Raw genomic sequence first — 16418 nt, 5'->3', positions numbered from 1 at the left:
CGGTCCCTCCTCAGCGGACGATGGTGCCGGTGCGGCGGATCTTGCGCTGCAGCTGCAGCAGACCGTACAGCAGCGCCTCGGCCGTCGGCGGGCAGCCGGGCACATAGATGTCCACCGGAACGATGCGGTCGCAACCACGCACGACGGAATAGGAATAGTGGTAATAGCCACCACCATTGGCGCAGGATCCCATCGAGATCACATAGCGCGGCTCGGGCATCTGGTCATAGACCTTGCGCAGCGCCGGGGCCATCTTGTTGGTCAGCGTACCGGCCACGATCATCACGTCCGACTGGCGCGGGGATGCGCGCGGCGCGATGCCGAAGCGTTCGGCGTCGTAGCGCGGCATCGAGGTGTGCATCATCTCGACCGCGCAGCAGGCCAGGCCAAAGGTCATCCAGTGCAGCGAGCCGGTGCGCGCCCAGTTGATGATGTCCTCGGACGAGGTCAGCAGGAACCCTTTGTCCTGCAGCTCGGCGTTCAGGGCCTGAGTGGCGACTTCCTTGTCGACGCCCGCGGTGTTTGCACCCGTCATCACTCCCATTCCAGGGCCCCCTTCTTCCATTCATAGGCAAAGCCGATGGTCAGAACGCCCAGGAACACCATCATCGACCAGAAGCCGACATCGCTGATGTCCTTGAAGCCCACGGCCCAGGGAAACAGGAACGCAATCTCGAGGTCGAAGATGATGAACAGGATCGACACCAGATAGAATCGGACATCGAACTTCATCCGCGCATCGTCGAACGCGTTGAACCCGCATTCATAGGCGCTGACCTTTTCGGGGTCGGGATTGCGGACAGCCAGAACGACGGCGGCCAGAATCAGGACGATTCCAAGGCCCACGGCGACGGCCAGAAACACCAGGATCGGGAGATATTCCCGCAACAGCTCTTCCACGAGTGGCTCCTTTCCTGCGCATCCCGAACGAGACGCGCCGTCAATTGGCGTGTTGACTGGACATTCTCTATCCGCGCGGGGTCAGAGGGTCAACCGAGCAGAAGCGCGCATGGCACCGAATATTCGGCTTGCCAACGCCCAGCGCTGCACTAGGCGCAAGCCCTTGGCTTCAAATGGTCGCGGGCGGTCAAACCTTACTATTCCATGAAGGTTTTCGCTTGTCGAAGAAAGCGCTGATTCCCTCATGCGCTTCGTCGGTTTCCCAACGGTCGACCAGCGCTCGGATCGTGTGATCGATCACCGCGTCGTCGATGCGCGGCCCGAGGTCCCGAACCAACGCCTTGGCCGAGGCCACGGCGCCCGGCGCACAGGACAGATAAGGCTGCACTTCGGCTTCGATCGCGGCATCCAACTCATCCGCCGGAACGGCCCGCGCCAGCAGGCCGAGTTCTACCGCCTCGGCCGCGTCGAACAGACGCGCCGACATGAACACGCGTCGCGCGCGGGCCTCACCCATGCGGGCGATAACATAGGGCCCGATGGTAGCCGGGATCAGCCCCAGCCGGGTTTCGGTCAGCCCCATCTTCAGGCTGTCCACGCCGATGGCCACGTCGCAGACCGACGCCATCCCGACACCCCCGCCAAAGGCGTTGCCCTGCAGCGCGCCGATCAACGGTTTGGGAAGGGTGTTCAAGGCGTTCAACATCTCGGCCAACTTGCGCGCCTCGACAAAGCGGGTCTCGGGGTCGGCGGCCATCTGGGCCTGCATCCAGCCCAGGTCGCCCCCGGCGCAGAAGCTTTTGCCCGCGCCGGTCAAAACTACGACACGCACGTCGTTGGTTTCTCCCAATTGCGCGGCGGCCTGGGTCAGCTCGGCGATCATCTGCGCCGACATCGCGTTGTGTTTTTCCGGCCGGTTCAGCGTCAGCGTAGCAACGCCGCGCAGGTCGGTGGAGATCGAGATAGTTTCAAACATGTCAGCCTCTTATCCCGCCCGCATCGCGCGGGCCATTTCCGCCGCTTCGTTCAGCACGGCGGCGTCCAGTCCGGTGTCATAGCCCAGCCGCTCGAGATGCGCGGCCACGGCTTCGGTTGCCACATTCCCGGCCGCGCCCGGCGCGTAGGGGCAGCCGCCCAATCCGCCCACGGCCGCGTCGAACACCCGGACGCCCAGCGCAAGAGACGCGTCGATATTGTCGATCGCGCGCCCGTTGGTGTCGTGGAAATGCCCGGCTAGGCGGGTCGCGGGCACGTATTCACGCACCGCCAGCAGCATCCGTGCGATGCTATCGGGTGTCCCCTGCCCGATCGTGTCGCCCAGCGAGATCTCGTAACAGCCGTGCGAGAACAGCAGGTCGGCCACCTCGGCCACTTTGGCGGGCGGAGTCGGCCCGTCATAGGGGCAGTCGGTCACGCAGGAAACATAGCCGCGCACCGGCAGGTCGATATGGCGCGCCGCCTCGAGGATCGGGACGAACCGCTCGATGGATTCGGCGATGGTCGCGTTGATGTTGGCCTTGGAAAACCCCTCGGAGGCCGAGGCAAACACCGCGATTTCATCCGCCCCGGCAGCCAGCGCGTCCTCATAGCCGCGCATGTTCGGGGTCAGCGCGGCATAGCGCACGCCGGGGGCGCGGGTGATCCCGGCCAGCACCTCGGCGCTGCCGGCCATCTGCGGCACCCATTTGGGCGACACGAAACTGGCCACCTCGATCCGGCTGAACCCCGCCCGGCTGAGGCAGTCGACCAGCGCGATCTTCTCGGAAACCGGGATTTCGCGCTTTTCGTTTTGCAGCCCGTCGCGCGGCCCCACTTCGAAAATCTCGACACGTTCCGCCATGGCGGTGCCCTCCTGTTCAGTCCCGGCCCGCCCCGCTCGGGGTGGGCGTTCAGGGTTTCAGTAGTCTTCCAGCCGGACCAGCGCCGCGCCAGCCTCGACCTGCGATCCGGCCTCGGCCAGAACCTCGGCCACGACGCCGTCGCGTGCTGCCAGCAGCGAATGCTCCATCTTCATGGCCTCGAGGATGGCCAGCCGGTCGCCTTCCTTCACCGGCTGCCCCGGCGCGGCGAACACCGCCTTGACCAGCCCGGGCATCGGCGCCTCGACCACGTTGGTGTCGCCGGCGGCGCTGACGTCTCGGTCCAGCGGGTCCAGCATCTCGAAGTTTACGCCATAGGCGTCGAACACGGTGACATCGTGGCCCGCAACCGCAACCGGAGGCATCGGCTGGCCGTCGATGATCCAGCGGCCGTTGACCCGTTCGGCGATCACGCTGGTCCCGTCGACCTGCCAGTCCTGCCGGTCCGGCCCTGCGACCTGGACGTCCATATCCAGAACCTCGCCGTCGCGCTTCAGCTGAAGCGCCCGGTGCAGCGGGGCCCAGAGAGTAAACCCCGTATCCTCGGCGGGTTTGTCCAGTCCGGTCGCGGCCATCGCGGCCGCAACGGTCATTGCCGGGGTGACGGCCGGTTCGCGCACCAGATCGTCCAGATCGCGGCCGATCAACCCGGTATCTACATCGCCTGCCGCAAACCCGGCGTGCCGGGTCAGTGCGCCCAGAAAGGACAGGTTGGTGACGGTTCCCGCCACCTGCGTCCGGCGCAGCGCGCGGTGCAGTTGTTCCAGCGCCACCGCGCGGGTCGGGCCGTGCACGATCACCTTGGCGATCATCGGGTCATACCATGGGCTGATCGTGTCGCCCGCACGCACGCCGCTGTCGGCGCGGCAGCCGTGCGGAAACTCCAGATGGGTCAGGGTGCCCGTGGCGGGCAGGAACCCTTTGGGTACGTCCTCGGCATAGAGCCGGGCCTCGAAGGCATGGCCGTTGATCGACAACTCGCTCTGCTGTTTCGGCAGGCTTTCCCCCGCCGCAACCCGCAACTGCCATTCGACCAGGTCGATACCGGTTATGGCCTCGGTCACCGGGTGTTCGACCTGCAGGCGGGTGTTCATCTCCATGAACCAGAACCGGTCGGGGCGCAGCCCGTCAGAGGCATCGACGATGAACTCCACGGTACCCGCGCCCTTGTAGCCGATGGCCTCGGCCGCGCGCACGCCCGCCTGCCCCATCGCTTCGCGCATCTCGGGCGTCATTCCGGGGGCCGGCGCTTCCTCGATCACCTTCTGGTGGCGGCGCTGCAGCGAGCAGTCGCGTTCGAACAGATGCACGGCATGGGTGCCGTCACCAAAGACCTGCACCTCGATATGGCGAGGCTTGGCCACGAATTTCTCGACCAAAACAGCATCATTGCCAAAGGCGGTGCGGGCCTCGCCCCGGGCACTGTCCAGGGCGGCTGCGAAATCCGCCGGTCTCTCGACCAGCCGCATCCCCTTGCCGCCACCGCCGGCCACCGCCTTGATCAGAACCGGATAGCCGATGGTGTCGGCCGCGCCGGCCAGATGCTCGGGGTCCTGGTTGTCGCCGTGATAGCCGGGCACGACCGGGACGCCGGCCTGCTCCATCAGCGCCTTGGCGGCATCCTTCAGGCCCATCTTGCGGATCGCATCCGCCGAGGGGCCGATGAAGGTCAGGCCCGCGGCCTGTACCGCATCGACGAAATCGGGGTTCTCGGACAGAAACCCATAGCCGGGGTGGATCGCCTGCGCGCCGGTATCCAGCGCGGCCTGAATGATCACATCCCCCTTCAGATAGCTGTCGGCCGGAGCCGCCCCGCCGATATGCTCGGCCTCATCCGCCATCTGCACATGTTTGGCGGCCGCGTCCGCATCCGAGTACACGGCAACGCAGGCCACGCCCATCTTGTGCGCAGTTTCGATGACCCGGCAGGCAATCTCGCCCCGGTTGGCGATCAGGATCTTGTCAAACATGGCCGTTACCCTTTCCCTGCCAGATCTTCCACAAGGCGAAACCGTTCGCAGACCAACTCCATCTTCGGGTCGAAGCCGCCGTTTCTTTCGAAATATCTGCGATGATCCTCGCGCCAGCCTTCCAGGCTGTCGTTTTCGCCCTCGGCCAGGGCAAATGCCTCGTCCACATCGCAATAGCGCCGAACCGTCACATCGACCGTTTCGATGACCAGCGCGGGCCGTCCGTCCCAGTCCAACGCGATGTCGCGGCGGCCTGCCTGCGGCATCGCCTCGCCACCCGTCGCAAAGTCACGCAACGCGCCACATGTCGCTGTCTTGCGCCCCGAGCGGACCAGAGCCAGCAACTCGTCGCACAATGCGCGGTTGTCGCCGAATTGAAAGGTCTCGGCCCCCGGATATCTTTCTTTCAAGCTTTCCAGCATCGAACCGCCCCTTCTACATCCGGAACACGCCAAAGCGCGTGTCCTTAATCGGGGCGTTCAACGCGGCGCTCAGCGACAGGGCCAGCACGTCGCGGCTTTTGCGCGGGTCGATGATGCCGTCATCCCACAGCCGGGCAGAGGCATAAAGTGGGTGCGACTGCTCCTCGAACATCTCGAGCGTCGGGCGTTTGAACTCGGCCTCTTCCTGGGCCGACCATGTGCCGCCCTGCCGTTCGATCCCGTCGCGCTTGACCGTTGCCAGAACACCGGCGGCCTGCTCGCCGCCCATGACCGAGATGCGGCTGTTCGGCCAGGTCCACAGGAACCGCGGCTGATAGGCGCGGCCTGCCATGCCATAGTTCCCGGCCCCGAAAGAGCCGCCCACCAGCATGGTGATCTTGGGCACATTGGTCGAAGCCACCGCCGTCACCATCTTGGCGCCGTGGCGCGCGATGCCTTCGTTCTCATATTTGCGGCCGACCATGAACCCGGTGATGTTTTGCAGGAAGACCAGCGGGATCTTGCGCTGGCTGCACAATTCGACGAAATGCGCGCCCTTCTGCGCGGCCTCGGAAAACAGCACGCCATTGTTGGCGACGATGCCGACGGGGCAGCCTTTGACATGGGCAAAGCCGGTCACCAACGTTTCACCGAACCGCGGCTTGAACTCGTCAAAGCGCGAGCCATCGACCAAGCGCGCGATCACCTCGCGGATGTCATACGGGGTGCGTAGATCGGCCGGAACGACGCCCAGAATTTCCTCGGGGTCATAAGCCGGGTCTTCGGGGCTGGCCCAATCCACCGTCTGCGGCCTGTGTCGGTTCAGCGACCCAACCGCCCGGCGGGCCAGAGCCAGCGCGTGCGCGTCGTCCTCGGCCAGATAGTCGGCCACGCCGGACAGGCGCGTGTGCACGTCGCCGCCGCCCAGGTCCTCGGCGCTGACGACCTCGCCCGTCGCCGCCTTGACCAGCGGCGGGCCGGCCAGAAAGATCGTGCCCTGTTCCTTGACGATGATCGTCACATCGGACATGGCCGGCACATAGGCGCCGCCCGCGGTGCACGAGCCCATCACCACGGCAATCTGCGGGATGCCCTTGGCGCTCATCCGTGCCTGGTTGTAGAAGATGCGGCCGAAATGGTCGCGGTCGGGAAAGACCTCATCCTGGTTGGGCAGGTTCGCGCCGCCGCTGTCCACCAGATAGATGCAGGGCAGATGGTTTTCCTCGGCGATCTCCTGCGCGCGCAGGTGCTTTTTGACCGTCATCGGATAATAGGTACCGCCCTTCACGGTCGCGTCGTTGCAGACCACCATGACCTCTTGCCCCTGCACCCGGCCGATCCCCGCGATCACGCCGGCACAGGGGGCCGCGCCACCGTACATGCCATGCGCCGCCGTCGCGCCGATTTCCAGAAACGGAGACCCCGGATCCAGCAGGTTGGCCACCCGCCGCCGGGGCAGCATCTTGCCCCGCGACACATGGCGTTCGCGCGATTTCTCGCCCCCACCCATGCGCGCGGCCTCGGCGGCCTCGGAGATCTGCGCCAGCGCCTCAAGGTGCGCGGCACGGTTTTGCTTGAAGCCATCGGACGAGGGCAAAGCGGAAGATCGCAGCTTCATCTGGTATACTCTCTCAGAAATTCGCGAACGGGGTTTTCGCTGACGCCAAAGCTCTGCATGATGCGCGCATAGCCCTGCGACACGTTGCTGGAGCAGACGGTGTCCAGCTTCTTGATTTCCGGCTCTTCGAGGAAGTCCTCAAGGTCCCACATCGGAACCATGAAATAATACTCGAACGGCTGCATCTCGGCCGCCATTTCCATCGCCTCGACGGCCTGGTCCTGTTCACCCCGGCACAGATAGGCCAGCGACAGGTTGCGGTAGGCGCCTGCCAGGCTCTCAAGGTCGTCATCGGCCTCGTACTGGTTGACCGCAAGTTTGAGCCGCCCAACGACCTGACGGTCGAAATACCCATCATCCGCCTGCGCCTCGGGCAGGAACATCGCGACATAGGCCAGCTTCTCGTCATGCCAGCCGTCGGTCTGCATTTCATTGCTGAAAACCGAGTGCAACATCCGGATTTCCGGTTCGAATTTCAGGGTGCCGTCGGAATCGGCCACCGCATCCAGATAGTTGTCGTAAAAGGCGATCTTTCGTTTGTCATCGGCGTCCAGCCTGGCGACCCGATCGGCGATCTTGCGCAATTCCGAGATGGCCTCATCCGGGTAGCCGTATAAAACCAGAAGGTCGGCCAATTGCAGTTTTTCGATGACGGCGATCTTTTCTTCGACCGCCTTGTCGATCGTGTCGTGCATCCACGTTTCGAAATAGGTCTTTCCGGCCCACACGGCCCCGATGACCGCGATGACTGTCGCGCTGAACTCGATTCCGGTCCGGACGCTGGATTTATCTGCCATGGCACATCTCCTCGGACGCGCGACGTTTCAATTCCTTGCGAATGACTTTTCCCGTCACGGTCAAAGGCAAGTCTTGCACAAAAGCCACCTCTCGCGGGTAGGAATAATGCGCCAGACGGTCCTTGACCCAATCCTGCAGCTCTTGCTCCGAGGCCTCGGACCCCGGTTTCAGCACCACATAGGCCTTCACGATCTCGGTCCGCAGCGGATCAGGTTTGCCGACCACGCCCACGGTGGCCACCGCCGGATGGGTCAGCAGGCAATCCTCGATCTCGGCCGGGCCGATGCGATATCCGGCCGAGGTGATCACGTCATCCTCACGGCCGACAAAGCGCAGATAGTCGTCCTCCCACACGCCGCGGTCACCGGTGATCAGCCAATCACCGCGAAACTTCTCGGCCGTGGCCTGCGGGTTGTTCCAGTATTCCAGCAGCATCGAGGCTGAACCGCGCCGGATGGCCACATCACCCTCGGCGTCGGTCGGGTTGCCGTCCGCGTCTATCACCGCGACCTCATGCCCCGGCACCGGTTTGCCGATGCAGCCCGGGCGCGCGGGGAAATCCTCGGCGCAGGAGGAAACCACCATGTTGCATTCGGTCTGGCCGTAGAATTCGTTGATCGTCAGGCCAAAGGCCCGCTCTCCCCACGCCAGCATTTCCGCGCCCAGCGGCTCGCCGCCCGAAGCCACGGACCGCAGGCCGGGGATCGTCACATCCGCGGCCTTGAGCATCCGCAGGGCTGTGGGCGGAAAGAACACGTTGCGAACGCCGCCGCGCGCGATCACATCCGCGCAGGCCGGCGGGGTAAACTTGTCGAGCCGCGCGGCGACGACCGGAATGCCCAGTGCCAGCCCCGGCATCAGCACGTCGAACAACCCGCCGATCCAGGCCCAGTCGGCCGGCGTCCACAGGCAGTCGCCCGCGCGCAGGTGGTTGTGGCTGATCGAAACGCCCGGCAGATGCCCGGTAAGTACCCGGTGCCCGTGCAGCGCACCCTTGGGCTTGCCCGTCGTGCCCGAGGTATAGATCAGCACCGCCGGATCTTCGGGGCCGGTGTCAGCATAATCCACCGCAGGCCCGTCCGCCCCAAGCTCGGACACGATCAACGGCTGCGCCAGATCGCCCAGCATATCGGCGCCCTCGCCGTCGGTCAGCACATACCCGGCCCCCGCATCGCCGATGCGCGAGGCCAGGGCATCGCGCTTGAACAGCTTGAACAGCGGCACCGAGATTGCCCCAATCTTCCAGATGGCCAGATGCGCCGCCGCGCACCACGGCGACTGGCTGAGCAGCACGCCGACCCGGTCGCCGGGTTGCACCCTGCCCAGCAACCCGCGCGCCAGCCGGTCGGTCATTTGTTCCAGTTCACCATAGGTGATCTCGGTCGTAGCCTCGGAAGACAGATCGAGGATCGCCACCTGCTCACTAGGCCGCGACAGGCACTGACGTGCCATGTTCAGCCTGGGCGGAATGTCCCAGCTGCCACCAGACCGCAAACCCGGTATGACCTCAGCGGGACGCATGGCGTTTTTCCCTTAAATTTAAGCGACTTGCCGCGCCAAACTGAATATCGAACATCAACGAAACTTGATGCAGATCAGAGTGGCCGCCCCGTCCTTCAGGCATGGTCGGCTTGCACACAAAACCAAAGGCAAGAACATGACCAGCAAACTCGCCATCCTCACCCTTTCCACCGCGTTGGCCGCTGTTTCGGCCCCCGCATTCGCCCAGTCTCAGGGAGACTGGACCGTTGGTGTCGGTATCGGCTACCTCGACCCGAAATCCGACAACGGATCCCTCGCCGGCTTCAGCGCCGACGTCGACTCGGACACCCGCCCGATCTTCACCGCCGAGTATTTCATTCGTGACAATCTGGGCATCGAGCTTTTGGCCGCAACGCCGTTCAGCCATGACATCACGCTGGGCGGAAGTGTCGACGCGGGCAGCGTCAAGCACCTGCCGCCCACACTGTCGCTGAACTACCACTTTGCAACCAGCAGCGCCTGGAAACCCTATGTCGGCGCCGGTTTGAACTACACCGTGTTCTTTGACGAGGAATCGCCGCTGGGCGATCTGAAGGTCGACGACTCGTTCGGCGTGTCGCTGCAGGCCGGCCTGGACTACATGGTCACGGACAAGGGCGCGGTTCGCCTGAACGTCCGCTGGTTCGACATCGACTCGGACGTCACCCTCAACGGAGCCGACATCGGCAAGGCCGAGATCGATCCGTGGCTGGTTGGCGTGTCCTACGTCCATCGCTTCTGATCCTTCGATCGGATACGCCTCGCCGTGACCTCGTCGGCGAGGCGTTTTTCTTCAGAGCATTTCGTTCATCAATTCGCGGCCGATCAGCATCCGGCGAATCTCGCTGGTGCCCGCGCCGATCTCCATCAGCTTGGCATCGCGGAAGATCCGGCTAACCGGCGCATCCGCCAGGAACCCGGCCCCGCCCATGGCCTGAACCGCCTGATGCGCCTGCACCATCGCCTGCTCGGACGCATAGAGACAGCACGCCGCCGCATCCTGCCGGGTCACGTCGCCCCGATCACAGGCCTTGGCGACCTCGTAGACATACGCCCGGGCCGAATTCATCGCGGTGTACATGTCGGCGATCTTGCCCTGCATCAGCTGGAAGGTTCCGATCGGTTTGCCGAACTGCTTGCGCTCGGCCAGATAGGGCATGATCTCGTCCAGGCAGGCAGCCATGATGCCGGTGCCAATCCCGGCCAGAACCACGCGCTCATAGTCGAGGCCCGACATCAGAACCGCAACGCCCTTGCCTTCTTCGCCCAGCACGTTCTCGAAGGGCACCTCGACATCTTCGAAGATCAGCTCGGCCGTGTTCGAACCGCGCATACCCAGCTTGTCGAAATGGGGCGAGGTCGAGAACCCTTTCATCTCTTTCTCGATCAGGAAGGCCGTGATGCCCTTGGACCCGGCCTCGGGGTCGGTCTTGGCATAGACGACCAGCGTATCGGCATCCGGCCCGTTGGTGATCCAGTATTTGTTGCCGTTCAGGCGGTAATGGTCGTTGCGCTTTTCCGCCCGCAGTTTCATCGACACAACATCCGACCCCGCTCCGGGTTCCGACATTGCCAGGGCACCTACGTGTTCGCCCGAAATCAGGCGCGGCAGGTATTTCTGCTTCTGTTCTTCAGTGCCGTTCAGCTTGATCTGGTTGACGCATAGGTTGGAATGCGCCCCGTAGGACAACGCCACCGATGCCGAGGCGCGTGCGATTTCTTCAACCGCGATCGTATGCGCCAGATAGGTCATTTCGGCGCCGCCATACTGTTCGGGAACGGTTACGCCCAGCAGACCGAGTTCACCCATTTCCTTCCACAGCTCGTTGGGAAAGGCGTTGGTCTTGTCGATCCCGGCCGCCATCGGCTTGACCCGCTCCTGCGCCCAGCGGTGCACCATCTCGCGCAGCGCGTTCACATCCTCACCCAGATCGAATTGCATTGTCGCCGTGAACATCCGCGCTCTCCTCTTTCGCGTTAATGAACAGGTGTTCAATAAACTGATACAGACCTTTCCCCGCGCGGTCAATCATCGCGTGACCCAAATGAAAAAGCCGCCCTCGGGCGGCTTTTGCAGTGTTCGAACGTGCGCCGCATGGCGCACTCGATTGAATTACTGTTGGAAAACGGCGCCGACCTCGGCGCGGATGATGCCGGCAATCAGGCGGCAATCGTCCAGTGAGAAGGTCAACGGAACGCGCATGTCGATGATCCCGCGCAGAATCCGGTCGGTCTCGGGCATCCGTTCCGACTCGGCATAGCGCCAGCTGTCATAGCGCGAGGTGAACCCGGTCGGCTCGGCCCCGCCGAACCACTTCAACTCGACTCCGCGATCGGCGCAGCGTCGCAGAACCTCGGTAATCCTGTCCTGCGCCCAATCCAGCAGAAGGAACTGGATCGACGAGCCGACATAGCTCTCCTCGGCAGGCCGCTCGACGATGGTCAGGCCGGGCGTGCCGCGCAGGCCCGCCTCGATCTCGGCATAGCGTTCGTTCCAGCGCCGCACCTGCCGATCCAACTCGCGCAACTGGGGGCGCAGGATCGCCGCGCGCAGATTGTCCATCCGCCCCGACACGTTTGGCGTGGTGTACTTGATCCGCTCGAACACCTCGGGACCCGGCACCGCAAGGTGGCGTTCGTATAGCATGTACGAGCCCGATAGCATCGTGGCTTTGGCCGCCAGCATTTCGTCATCGGTGATCAACAGGCCACCCTCGCCCGAGTTCACATGTTTGTAGGTCTGGCAGGAATAGCAGCCGATCGCCCCCTGACGGCCGGACAACTGTCCGCGCCAGGCGGCGCCCATCGTGTGGGCGCAATCCTCGATCACCGTCACCCCGGCGGCGTCGCACATCTGCATCAACCGGTCCATGTCACACAGATGCCCGCGCATGTGGCTGAGCATCAGAACCTTGGCGCGGTCCAGCTTGGCCGCCAGATCGTCCAGATCGATGGTCAGCCCCTCGGTCACGCCCACGAAAACCGGGCGCGCATTGACCGAGGCGATCGCCCCCGGCACCGGGGCCAGCGTGAAGGCGTTGGTCAGAACCGCATCTCCCGGCTGGACACCCACGGCACGCAGGGCCGTGGCCAGCGCATAGCCGCCCGACGACACGGCCAGACAGTATTTCGCACCCATCTGCGCCGCAAATTCCTGTTCCAACAGGGCGGTTTCGCTCAGCTCTCCGGGGGCCACGTTGTAGCGGTGCAACCGCCCGTGACGCAGAACAGCCAGCGCCGCCTCGATCGCCGCGTCGGGGATCGGCTCCTGCTGGGTGAAACTGCCTGAAAATCGCTCGGTCATGGCGTCGTTTGTGGGGCCAGTCGCAGCGCGGGTCAAGAGATCAGGCCGCCGCGCCCACAAGCTCGGCAACGATTGCGGGCAGATCGTCGAAATGGTGCAGCAGCGCATCGGGCTGCAGTGCGGCCATGTCATCACCGGACGGGCCGAAGGTCACAAGGATCGAAGGCACCCCTGCGGCCCGGGCCGTGTTACGGTCGGTATCCGAGTCGCCCACCAGTATGCAGTGGTCGGGAAGCCCGCCGGCCCGGCGCGCCGCTTCACGCAGCGGCGCGGGGTCGGGCTTGCGCACCGGCAGCGTGTCCGCCCCCACCAACGAGCCGAACAACGCCCGCGCTCCCAGCCGCGTCATCAGCAGCTCGGCCAGCGCCTCGGGCTTGTTGGTGCAGATGCCGACACCGTAACCGGCGGCCTTCAGCGCCTCGACCGCCTGCAGCGCGCCGGGATAGAAGGTGGTGTGGGTGTCGATCGCCTGCCCATAGGCCTCGAGCAGGACCGGGTAATAGGCGTTCACGGTCTCTTCGTCATAGGCGCCCACGCGTTTCAGCCCGTGGGTCAGCATCATCCGCCCGCCGCGCAAAGCCACCGCCGCATCCTGCCCGTGCACCAGCACGTCGCCATGCCCCATCTGCCGGAAACAATGGTTGGCCGCCGCCAGCAGATCGCCCGACGTATCGGCCAAAGTCCCGTCCAGATCGAAGATGACCGTGCGCATTCTGTCTCCTTGCTCGGCAGTTTTCCGCCATGTCGTGTTGCAAACGGCAATCTTGTTTGATGGCCGAACGGCTTGCGCCTTTGCCCTCAGCGGATAAAACGGACCGCGACAAAACAAAAGAGAAAACGCATTCATGAGCACTGCCCTTGTCATCCTTGCCGCCGGAAAAGGCACCCGGATGAATTCGGATATCCCAAAGGTTCTGCACCCGATCGCCCAGGTTCCGATGCTGGTGCACGCCATGCGCGCCGGGTCGGTTCTGGCACCCGAACGCACGGTCATCGTCACCGGCCACGGCGCCGAGGCGGTGGCCAAAGTCGCGCAGGCCGAGGATGAAGACGCCCGCATCGTCGTGCAGGACCAACAGTTGGGCACCGCCCATGCCGTCGCCCAGGCGCGCGCGGCTTTGGACGGGTTCACCGGCGACGTGGTCGTTCTGTACGGCGATACCCCGTTTCTGCAGCCCGACACGCTGGAGCGCATGATCGCCGCGCGGGCTGACAACGATCTGGTGATCCTGGGCTTCGAGGCCGCCGACCCGGCCCGGTATGGCCGTTTGGTGATGAACGGAGATGCTCTGGAACGGATCGTCGAGTTCAAGGATGCGTCAGATGAAGAACGCGCCATAACCTTCTGCAACTCGGGCCTTCTGGCCTGTGACGCGGGCACTCTGTTCGACCTGATCGACGCGGTCGGAAACGACAACGCGTCGGGCGAGTACTACCTGACCGACGTGGTCCAGATCGCGCGCGACCGCGGCCTGAAGGTCACTGCCGTTTCGTGCGACGAAGCGCAGACGCTGGGCGTGAACTCGCGCGCTGATCTGGCCGCGGCCGACGCCGTGTTCCAGGCCCGCGCCCGGGCCGAGCTACTGGATCTGGGCGTCACCCTGATGGCCCCCGAGACGGTCTATCTGGCTGCCGACACGGTGATCGGCCGCGACACGGTGATCGAACCCAACGTGGTCTTCGGCCCCGGCGTCACGGTCGAAAGCGGCGCGGCGATCCGGGCGTTTTCGCACCTGGAAGGCTGCCATGTCAGCCGCGGCGCCGTGGTCGGCCCCTATGCCCGGCTGCGTCCGGGGGCGGAACTGGCCGAGAACACCCGTATCGGCAATTTCGTCGAGATCAAGAATGCCGAAATCGCCGAGGGCGCCAAGGTCAATCACCTCAGCTATATCGGCGATGCGTCGGTGGGCGCGGGTACGAATATCGGCGCGGGCACCATCACCTGCAACTATGACGGCGTGATGAAGCACCGCACGGTGATCGGCGAGAATGTCTTTGTCGGCTCGAACACCATGCTGGTGGCCCCGGTCACCGTGGGCAGCGGCGCGATGACGGCCACCGGCACCATCGTGACCCGCGACGTCGAACCCGACGCCCTGGCGGTAGGTCGCGCCAAACAAGAAAATAAGCCGGGCTATGCCCGCAAGCTGTTCGAGATGCTGAAGGCGAAAAAGGCACGCCGGGACAAGGGAGCCTGAGTAAATGTGTGGAATTGTTGGCGTATTGGGCAAGCACGAAGCGGCGCCCATCCTGGTCGAAGCGCTGAAGCGGCTGGAATACCGCGGCTATGACAGTGCGGGCATCGCAACCGTAAACGGCGGCAAGCTGGGTCGTCGGCGCGCGGTAGGCAAGCTGGTCAATCTCAGCGACCTGCTGGTGCATGACCCCTTGCCCGGAAAGTCGGGCATCGGGCATACGCGGTGGGCGACCCATGGCGTACCCTCGGTCAGCAACGCGCACCCGCATCAGGCCGGACCGGTTGCCGTGGTCCACAACGGCATCGTCGAAAACTATCGCGAGCTGAGGGCCGAACTGGCCGAGAACGGAATCGATTTCCAGACCGAGACCGACACCGAAACCGTCGCGTTGATGACCGAATTCTACATGAAATCGGGGCTGAGCCCGGTCGAGGCCGCCTTCAAGACCATCGACCGGCTGCAAGGCGCCTTTGCGCTGGCCTTTCTGTTCGACGGCGAGGATGACCTGATCGTCGCCGCCCGCAAGGGCTCGCCGCTGGCCATCGGGCACGGGGATGGCGAGATGTTCGTGGGCTCGGACGCCATCGCACTGGCGCCGCTGACCGACCGGATCACCTATCTGGAAGAAGGCGACCGCGCCGTGGTCACCCGCACTTCGGTCGAGATCCGCAACGAGGCGGGCGAGATCGCAAATCGCGAGATCCGCAAGATCCAGCTGGATCAGACCCGGACCGACAAGGGCGGGCACAAGCATTTCATGGCCAAAGAAATCGCCGAACAGCCGGTGGTGGTGGCCGAAGCGATCCGCTCGTACCTGCCAACCGGCGGCGACAGGGTAGTTTTGCCGGACGCGGATCTTGATTTCTCCAAGCTGGACCGCCTGACCATGGTGGCCTGCGGCACAGCCTTCTATGCCTGTCTGACCGCCAAGTACTGGTTCGAGCAACTGGCCCGGATGCCGGTCGAGGTCGATATCGCCAGCGAGTTCCGCTATCGCGAACCGCCGATCACCGACCGCACGCTGGCCCTGTTCGTCAGCCAGTCGGGCGAAACCGCCGACACTCTGGCCGCGCTGCGCTATTGCGAGGGCAAGGCCGACAAGATCGTGTCGGTGGTCAATGTCCCCGAAAGCTCGATCGCGCGCGAAAGCGACGTGGCGCTGCCCATCCATGCCGGGGTCGAGATCGGCGTGGCCTCGACCAAGGCCTTCACCTGCCAGCTGAGCGTTCTGCTGATGCTGGCGCTCAAGGCCGCGGCCGACCGGGGCACGCTGGACGATGACGCGCTGGCCGATCACGCCGCCGCGCTGCGCGGCTTGCCGACGCTGCTGAACGCCGCGCTGGATCAGGAGGAGGCGATCCGGAAATCCGCGCAGCGCCTGTCCGAGGCGCGCGACGTTCTGTTCCTGGGGCGCGGCCTGATGTACCCGCTGGCCCTCGAAGGCGCGCTGAAACTCAAGGAAATCAGCTATATCCACGCCGAAGGTTATGCCTCGGGCGAGTTGAAGCACGGCCCCATCGCCCTGATCGACAAGCATATGCCGGTGGTGGTGATGGCCCCGCGCGATGCGGTGTTCGACAAGACCGTGTCGAACATGCAAGAGGTCATGGCGCGCAAGGGCAAGGTCATTTTGGTCTCGGACGACGACGGGATCGCCGATGCCAAGGACGGGGTCTGGAGCACGATCCGTATGCCGCATGCCCACCCTTCGGTGGCGCCGATCCTGTATTCGGTGCCCGCGCAGCTGCTGGCCTATCACACGGCGGTCGCCAAGGGCACCGATGTGGACCAGCCGCGCAACCTGGCGAAATCCGTCACGGTCGAGTAA

15 protein-coding genes are annotated in these 16418 nt (G+C 64.4%); 3 read left to right on the top strand and 12 right to left on the bottom strand.

Going from position 1 to position 16418, the window contains the following annotated elements:
- Positions 1-10: 10 nt before the first annotated feature.
- The 9 genes from AC2FML_RS09780 to AC2FML_RS09740 all read right to left on the bottom strand — a co-directional run bounded on the left by AC2FML_RS09780 (position 11) and on the right by AC2FML_RS09740 (position 9088).
- Entirely contained in the window at positions 11-544 is a 534-nt protein-coding gene (locus tag AC2FML_RS09780) for a NuoB/complex I 20 kDa subunit family protein (protein ID WP_093964904.1), read from the bottom strand.
- The gene (locus AC2FML_RS09775; RefSeq protein ID WP_093964903.1) at positions 535-900 is read right to left on the bottom strand and encodes an NADH-quinone oxidoreductase subunit A; all 366 of its coding nucleotides are present in this window, start codon (positions 898-900) and stop codon (positions 535-537) included. The genes AC2FML_RS09780 and AC2FML_RS09775 overlap by 10 nt, the downstream gene beginning before the upstream one ends.
- A gap of 187 nt (positions 901-1087) precedes the next feature.
- Entirely contained in the window at positions 1088-1876 is a 789-nt protein-coding gene (locus tag AC2FML_RS09770) for a crotonase/enoyl-CoA hydratase family protein (protein ID WP_496782939.1), read from the bottom strand.
- Positions 1877-1885: 9 nt separating this feature from the next.
- A complete protein-coding gene (locus tag AC2FML_RS09765) occupies positions 1886-2740 on the bottom strand; it encodes a hydroxymethylglutaryl-CoA lyase (protein ID WP_005984063.1) in 855 nt (284 codons plus the stop codon).
- Between the two features lie 57 nt (positions 2741-2797).
- Positions 2798-4729 carry an acetyl/propionyl/methylcrotonyl-CoA carboxylase subunit alpha gene (locus AC2FML_RS09760; RefSeq protein WP_496782937.1) on the bottom strand — a complete coding sequence of 644 codons (1932 nt, stop codon included), beginning with the start codon at positions 4727-4729 and terminating at the stop codon, positions 2798-2800.
- Between the two features lie 5 nt (positions 4730-4734).
- A complete protein-coding gene (locus AC2FML_RS09755) occupies positions 4735-5151 on the bottom strand; it encodes an ASCH domain-containing protein (RefSeq protein WP_170357337.1) in 417 nt (138 codons plus the stop codon).
- A 13-nt stretch (positions 5152-5164) separates the two neighbouring features.
- Positions 5165-6769 carry a carboxyl transferase domain-containing protein gene (locus AC2FML_RS09750; RefSeq protein ID WP_170450672.1) on the bottom strand — a complete coding sequence of 535 codons (1605 nt, stop codon included), beginning with the start codon at positions 6767-6769 and terminating at the stop codon, positions 5165-5167.
- Positions 6766-7566 (bottom strand): hypothetical protein, encoded by an 801-nt coding sequence (locus AC2FML_RS09745; RefSeq protein ID WP_170445024.1) that lies wholly within the window; start codon positions 7564-7566, stop codon positions 6766-6768. The genes AC2FML_RS09750 and AC2FML_RS09745 overlap by 4 nt, the downstream gene beginning before the upstream one ends.
- On the bottom strand, positions 7556-9088 hold the full coding sequence (locus tag AC2FML_RS09740) for an AMP-binding protein (protein ID WP_496782935.1): 1533 nt from the start codon (positions 9086-9088) through the stop codon (positions 7556-7558). The genes AC2FML_RS09745 and AC2FML_RS09740 overlap by 11 nt, the downstream gene beginning before the upstream one ends.
- A gap of 136 nt (positions 9089-9224) precedes the next feature.
- On the opposite strand from AC2FML_RS09740, the gene AC2FML_RS09735 reads away from it, so the two are divergent.
- Entirely contained in the window at positions 9225-9830 is a 606-nt protein-coding gene (locus AC2FML_RS09735) for an OmpW/AlkL family protein (RefSeq protein ID WP_170357333.1), read from the top strand.
- Between the two features lie 51 nt (positions 9831-9881).
- Here the strand turns inward: AC2FML_RS09735 and AC2FML_RS09730 are convergent, their stop codons facing one another.
- The 3 genes from AC2FML_RS09730 to AC2FML_RS09720 all read right to left on the bottom strand — a co-directional run bounded on the left by AC2FML_RS09730 (position 9882) and on the right by AC2FML_RS09720 (position 13104).
- Positions 9882-11045, bottom strand: a complete 1164-nt coding sequence (locus tag AC2FML_RS09730) for an isovaleryl-CoA dehydrogenase (protein ID WP_170357332.1) — start codon at positions 11043-11045, stop codon at positions 9882-9884.
- A 156-nt stretch (positions 11046-11201) separates the two neighbouring features.
- Complete coding sequence (locus AC2FML_RS09725; RefSeq protein ID WP_496782933.1) at positions 11202-12392, bottom strand: DegT/DnrJ/EryC1/StrS family aminotransferase; 1191 nt, start codon at positions 12390-12392, stop codon at positions 11202-11204.
- 40 nt (positions 12393-12432) lie between these two features.
- The gene (locus tag AC2FML_RS09720; RefSeq protein WP_170357330.1) at positions 12433-13104 is read right to left on the bottom strand and encodes an HAD-IA family hydrolase; all 672 of its coding nucleotides are present in this window, start codon (positions 13102-13104) and stop codon (positions 12433-12435) included.
- A gap of 133 nt (positions 13105-13237) precedes the next feature.
- Between AC2FML_RS09720 and glmU the strand changes: the two genes are divergently transcribed.
- Positions 13238-14590: a bifunctional UDP-N-acetylglucosamine diphosphorylase/glucosamine-1-phosphate N-acetyltransferase GlmU gene (gene glmU / locus AC2FML_RS09715; protein ID WP_496782932.1), complete on the top strand. Its 1353-nt coding sequence runs from the start codon at positions 13238-13240 to the stop codon at positions 14588-14590.
- A gap of 4 nt (positions 14591-14594) precedes the next feature.
- Positions 14595-16418: a glutamine--fructose-6-phosphate transaminase (isomerizing) gene (glmS, locus tag AC2FML_RS09710; protein ID WP_496782931.1), complete on the top strand. Its 1824-nt coding sequence runs from the start codon at positions 14595-14597 to the stop codon at positions 16416-16418.

This window comes from Ruegeria sp. BHSC029 (assembly GCF_059613085.1).
This window is presented reverse-complemented; position numbering and strand designations above follow the sequence as displayed.

Excerpts from the sequence above, each read along its gene's own strand:
- AC2FML_RS09780 (WP_093964904.1), bottom strand. The coding sequence starts at position 544 with ATGGGAGTGATGACGGGTGCAAACACCGCGGGCGTCGACAAGGAAGTC.
- AC2FML_RS09770 (WP_496782939.1), bottom strand. The coding sequence starts at position 1,876 with ATGTTTGAAACTATCTCGATCTCCACCGACCTGCGCGGCGTTGCTACG.
- AC2FML_RS09765 (WP_005984063.1), bottom strand. The coding sequence starts at position 2,740 with ATGGCGGAACGTGTCGAGATTTTCGAAGTGGGGCCGCGCGACGGGCTG.
- AC2FML_RS09760 (WP_496782937.1), bottom strand. The coding sequence starts at position 4,729 with ATGTTTGACAAGATCCTGATCGCCAACCGGGGCGAGATTGCCTGCCGG.
- AC2FML_RS09755 (WP_170357337.1), bottom strand. The coding sequence starts at position 5,151 with ATGCTGGAAAGCTTGAAAGAAAGATATCCGGGGGCCGAGACCTTTCAA.
- AC2FML_RS09750 (WP_170450672.1), bottom strand. The coding sequence starts at position 6,769 with ATGAAGCTGCGATCTTCCGCTTTGCCCTCGTCCGATGGCTTCAAGCAA.
- AC2FML_RS09745 (WP_170445024.1), bottom strand. The coding sequence starts at position 7,566 with ATGGCAGATAAATCCAGCGTCCGGACCGGAATCGAGTTCAGCGCGACA.
- AC2FML_RS09740 (WP_496782935.1), bottom strand. The coding sequence starts at position 9,088 with ATGCGTCCCGCTGAGGTCATACCGGGTTTGCGGTCTGGTGGCAGCTGG.
- AC2FML_RS09735 (WP_170357333.1), top strand. The coding sequence starts at position 9,225 with ATGACCAGCAAACTCGCCATCCTCACCCTTTCCACCGCGTTGGCCGCT.
- AC2FML_RS09730 (WP_170357332.1), bottom strand. The coding sequence starts at position 11,045 with ATGTTCACGGCGACAATGCAATTCGATCTGGGTGAGGATGTGAACGCG.
- AC2FML_RS09725 (WP_496782933.1), bottom strand. The coding sequence starts at position 12,392 with ATGACCGAGCGATTTTCAGGCAGTTTCACCCAGCAGGAGCCGATCCCC.
- AC2FML_RS09720 (WP_170357330.1), bottom strand. The coding sequence starts at position 13,104 with ATGCGCACGGTCATCTTCGATCTGGACGGGACTTTGGCCGATACGTCG.
- glmU (WP_496782932.1), top strand. The coding sequence starts at position 13,238 with ATGAGCACTGCCCTTGTCATCCTTGCCGCCGGAAAAGGCACCCGGATG.
- glmS (WP_496782931.1), top strand. The coding sequence starts at position 14,595 with ATGTGTGGAATTGTTGGCGTATTGGGCAAGCACGAAGCGGCGCCCATC.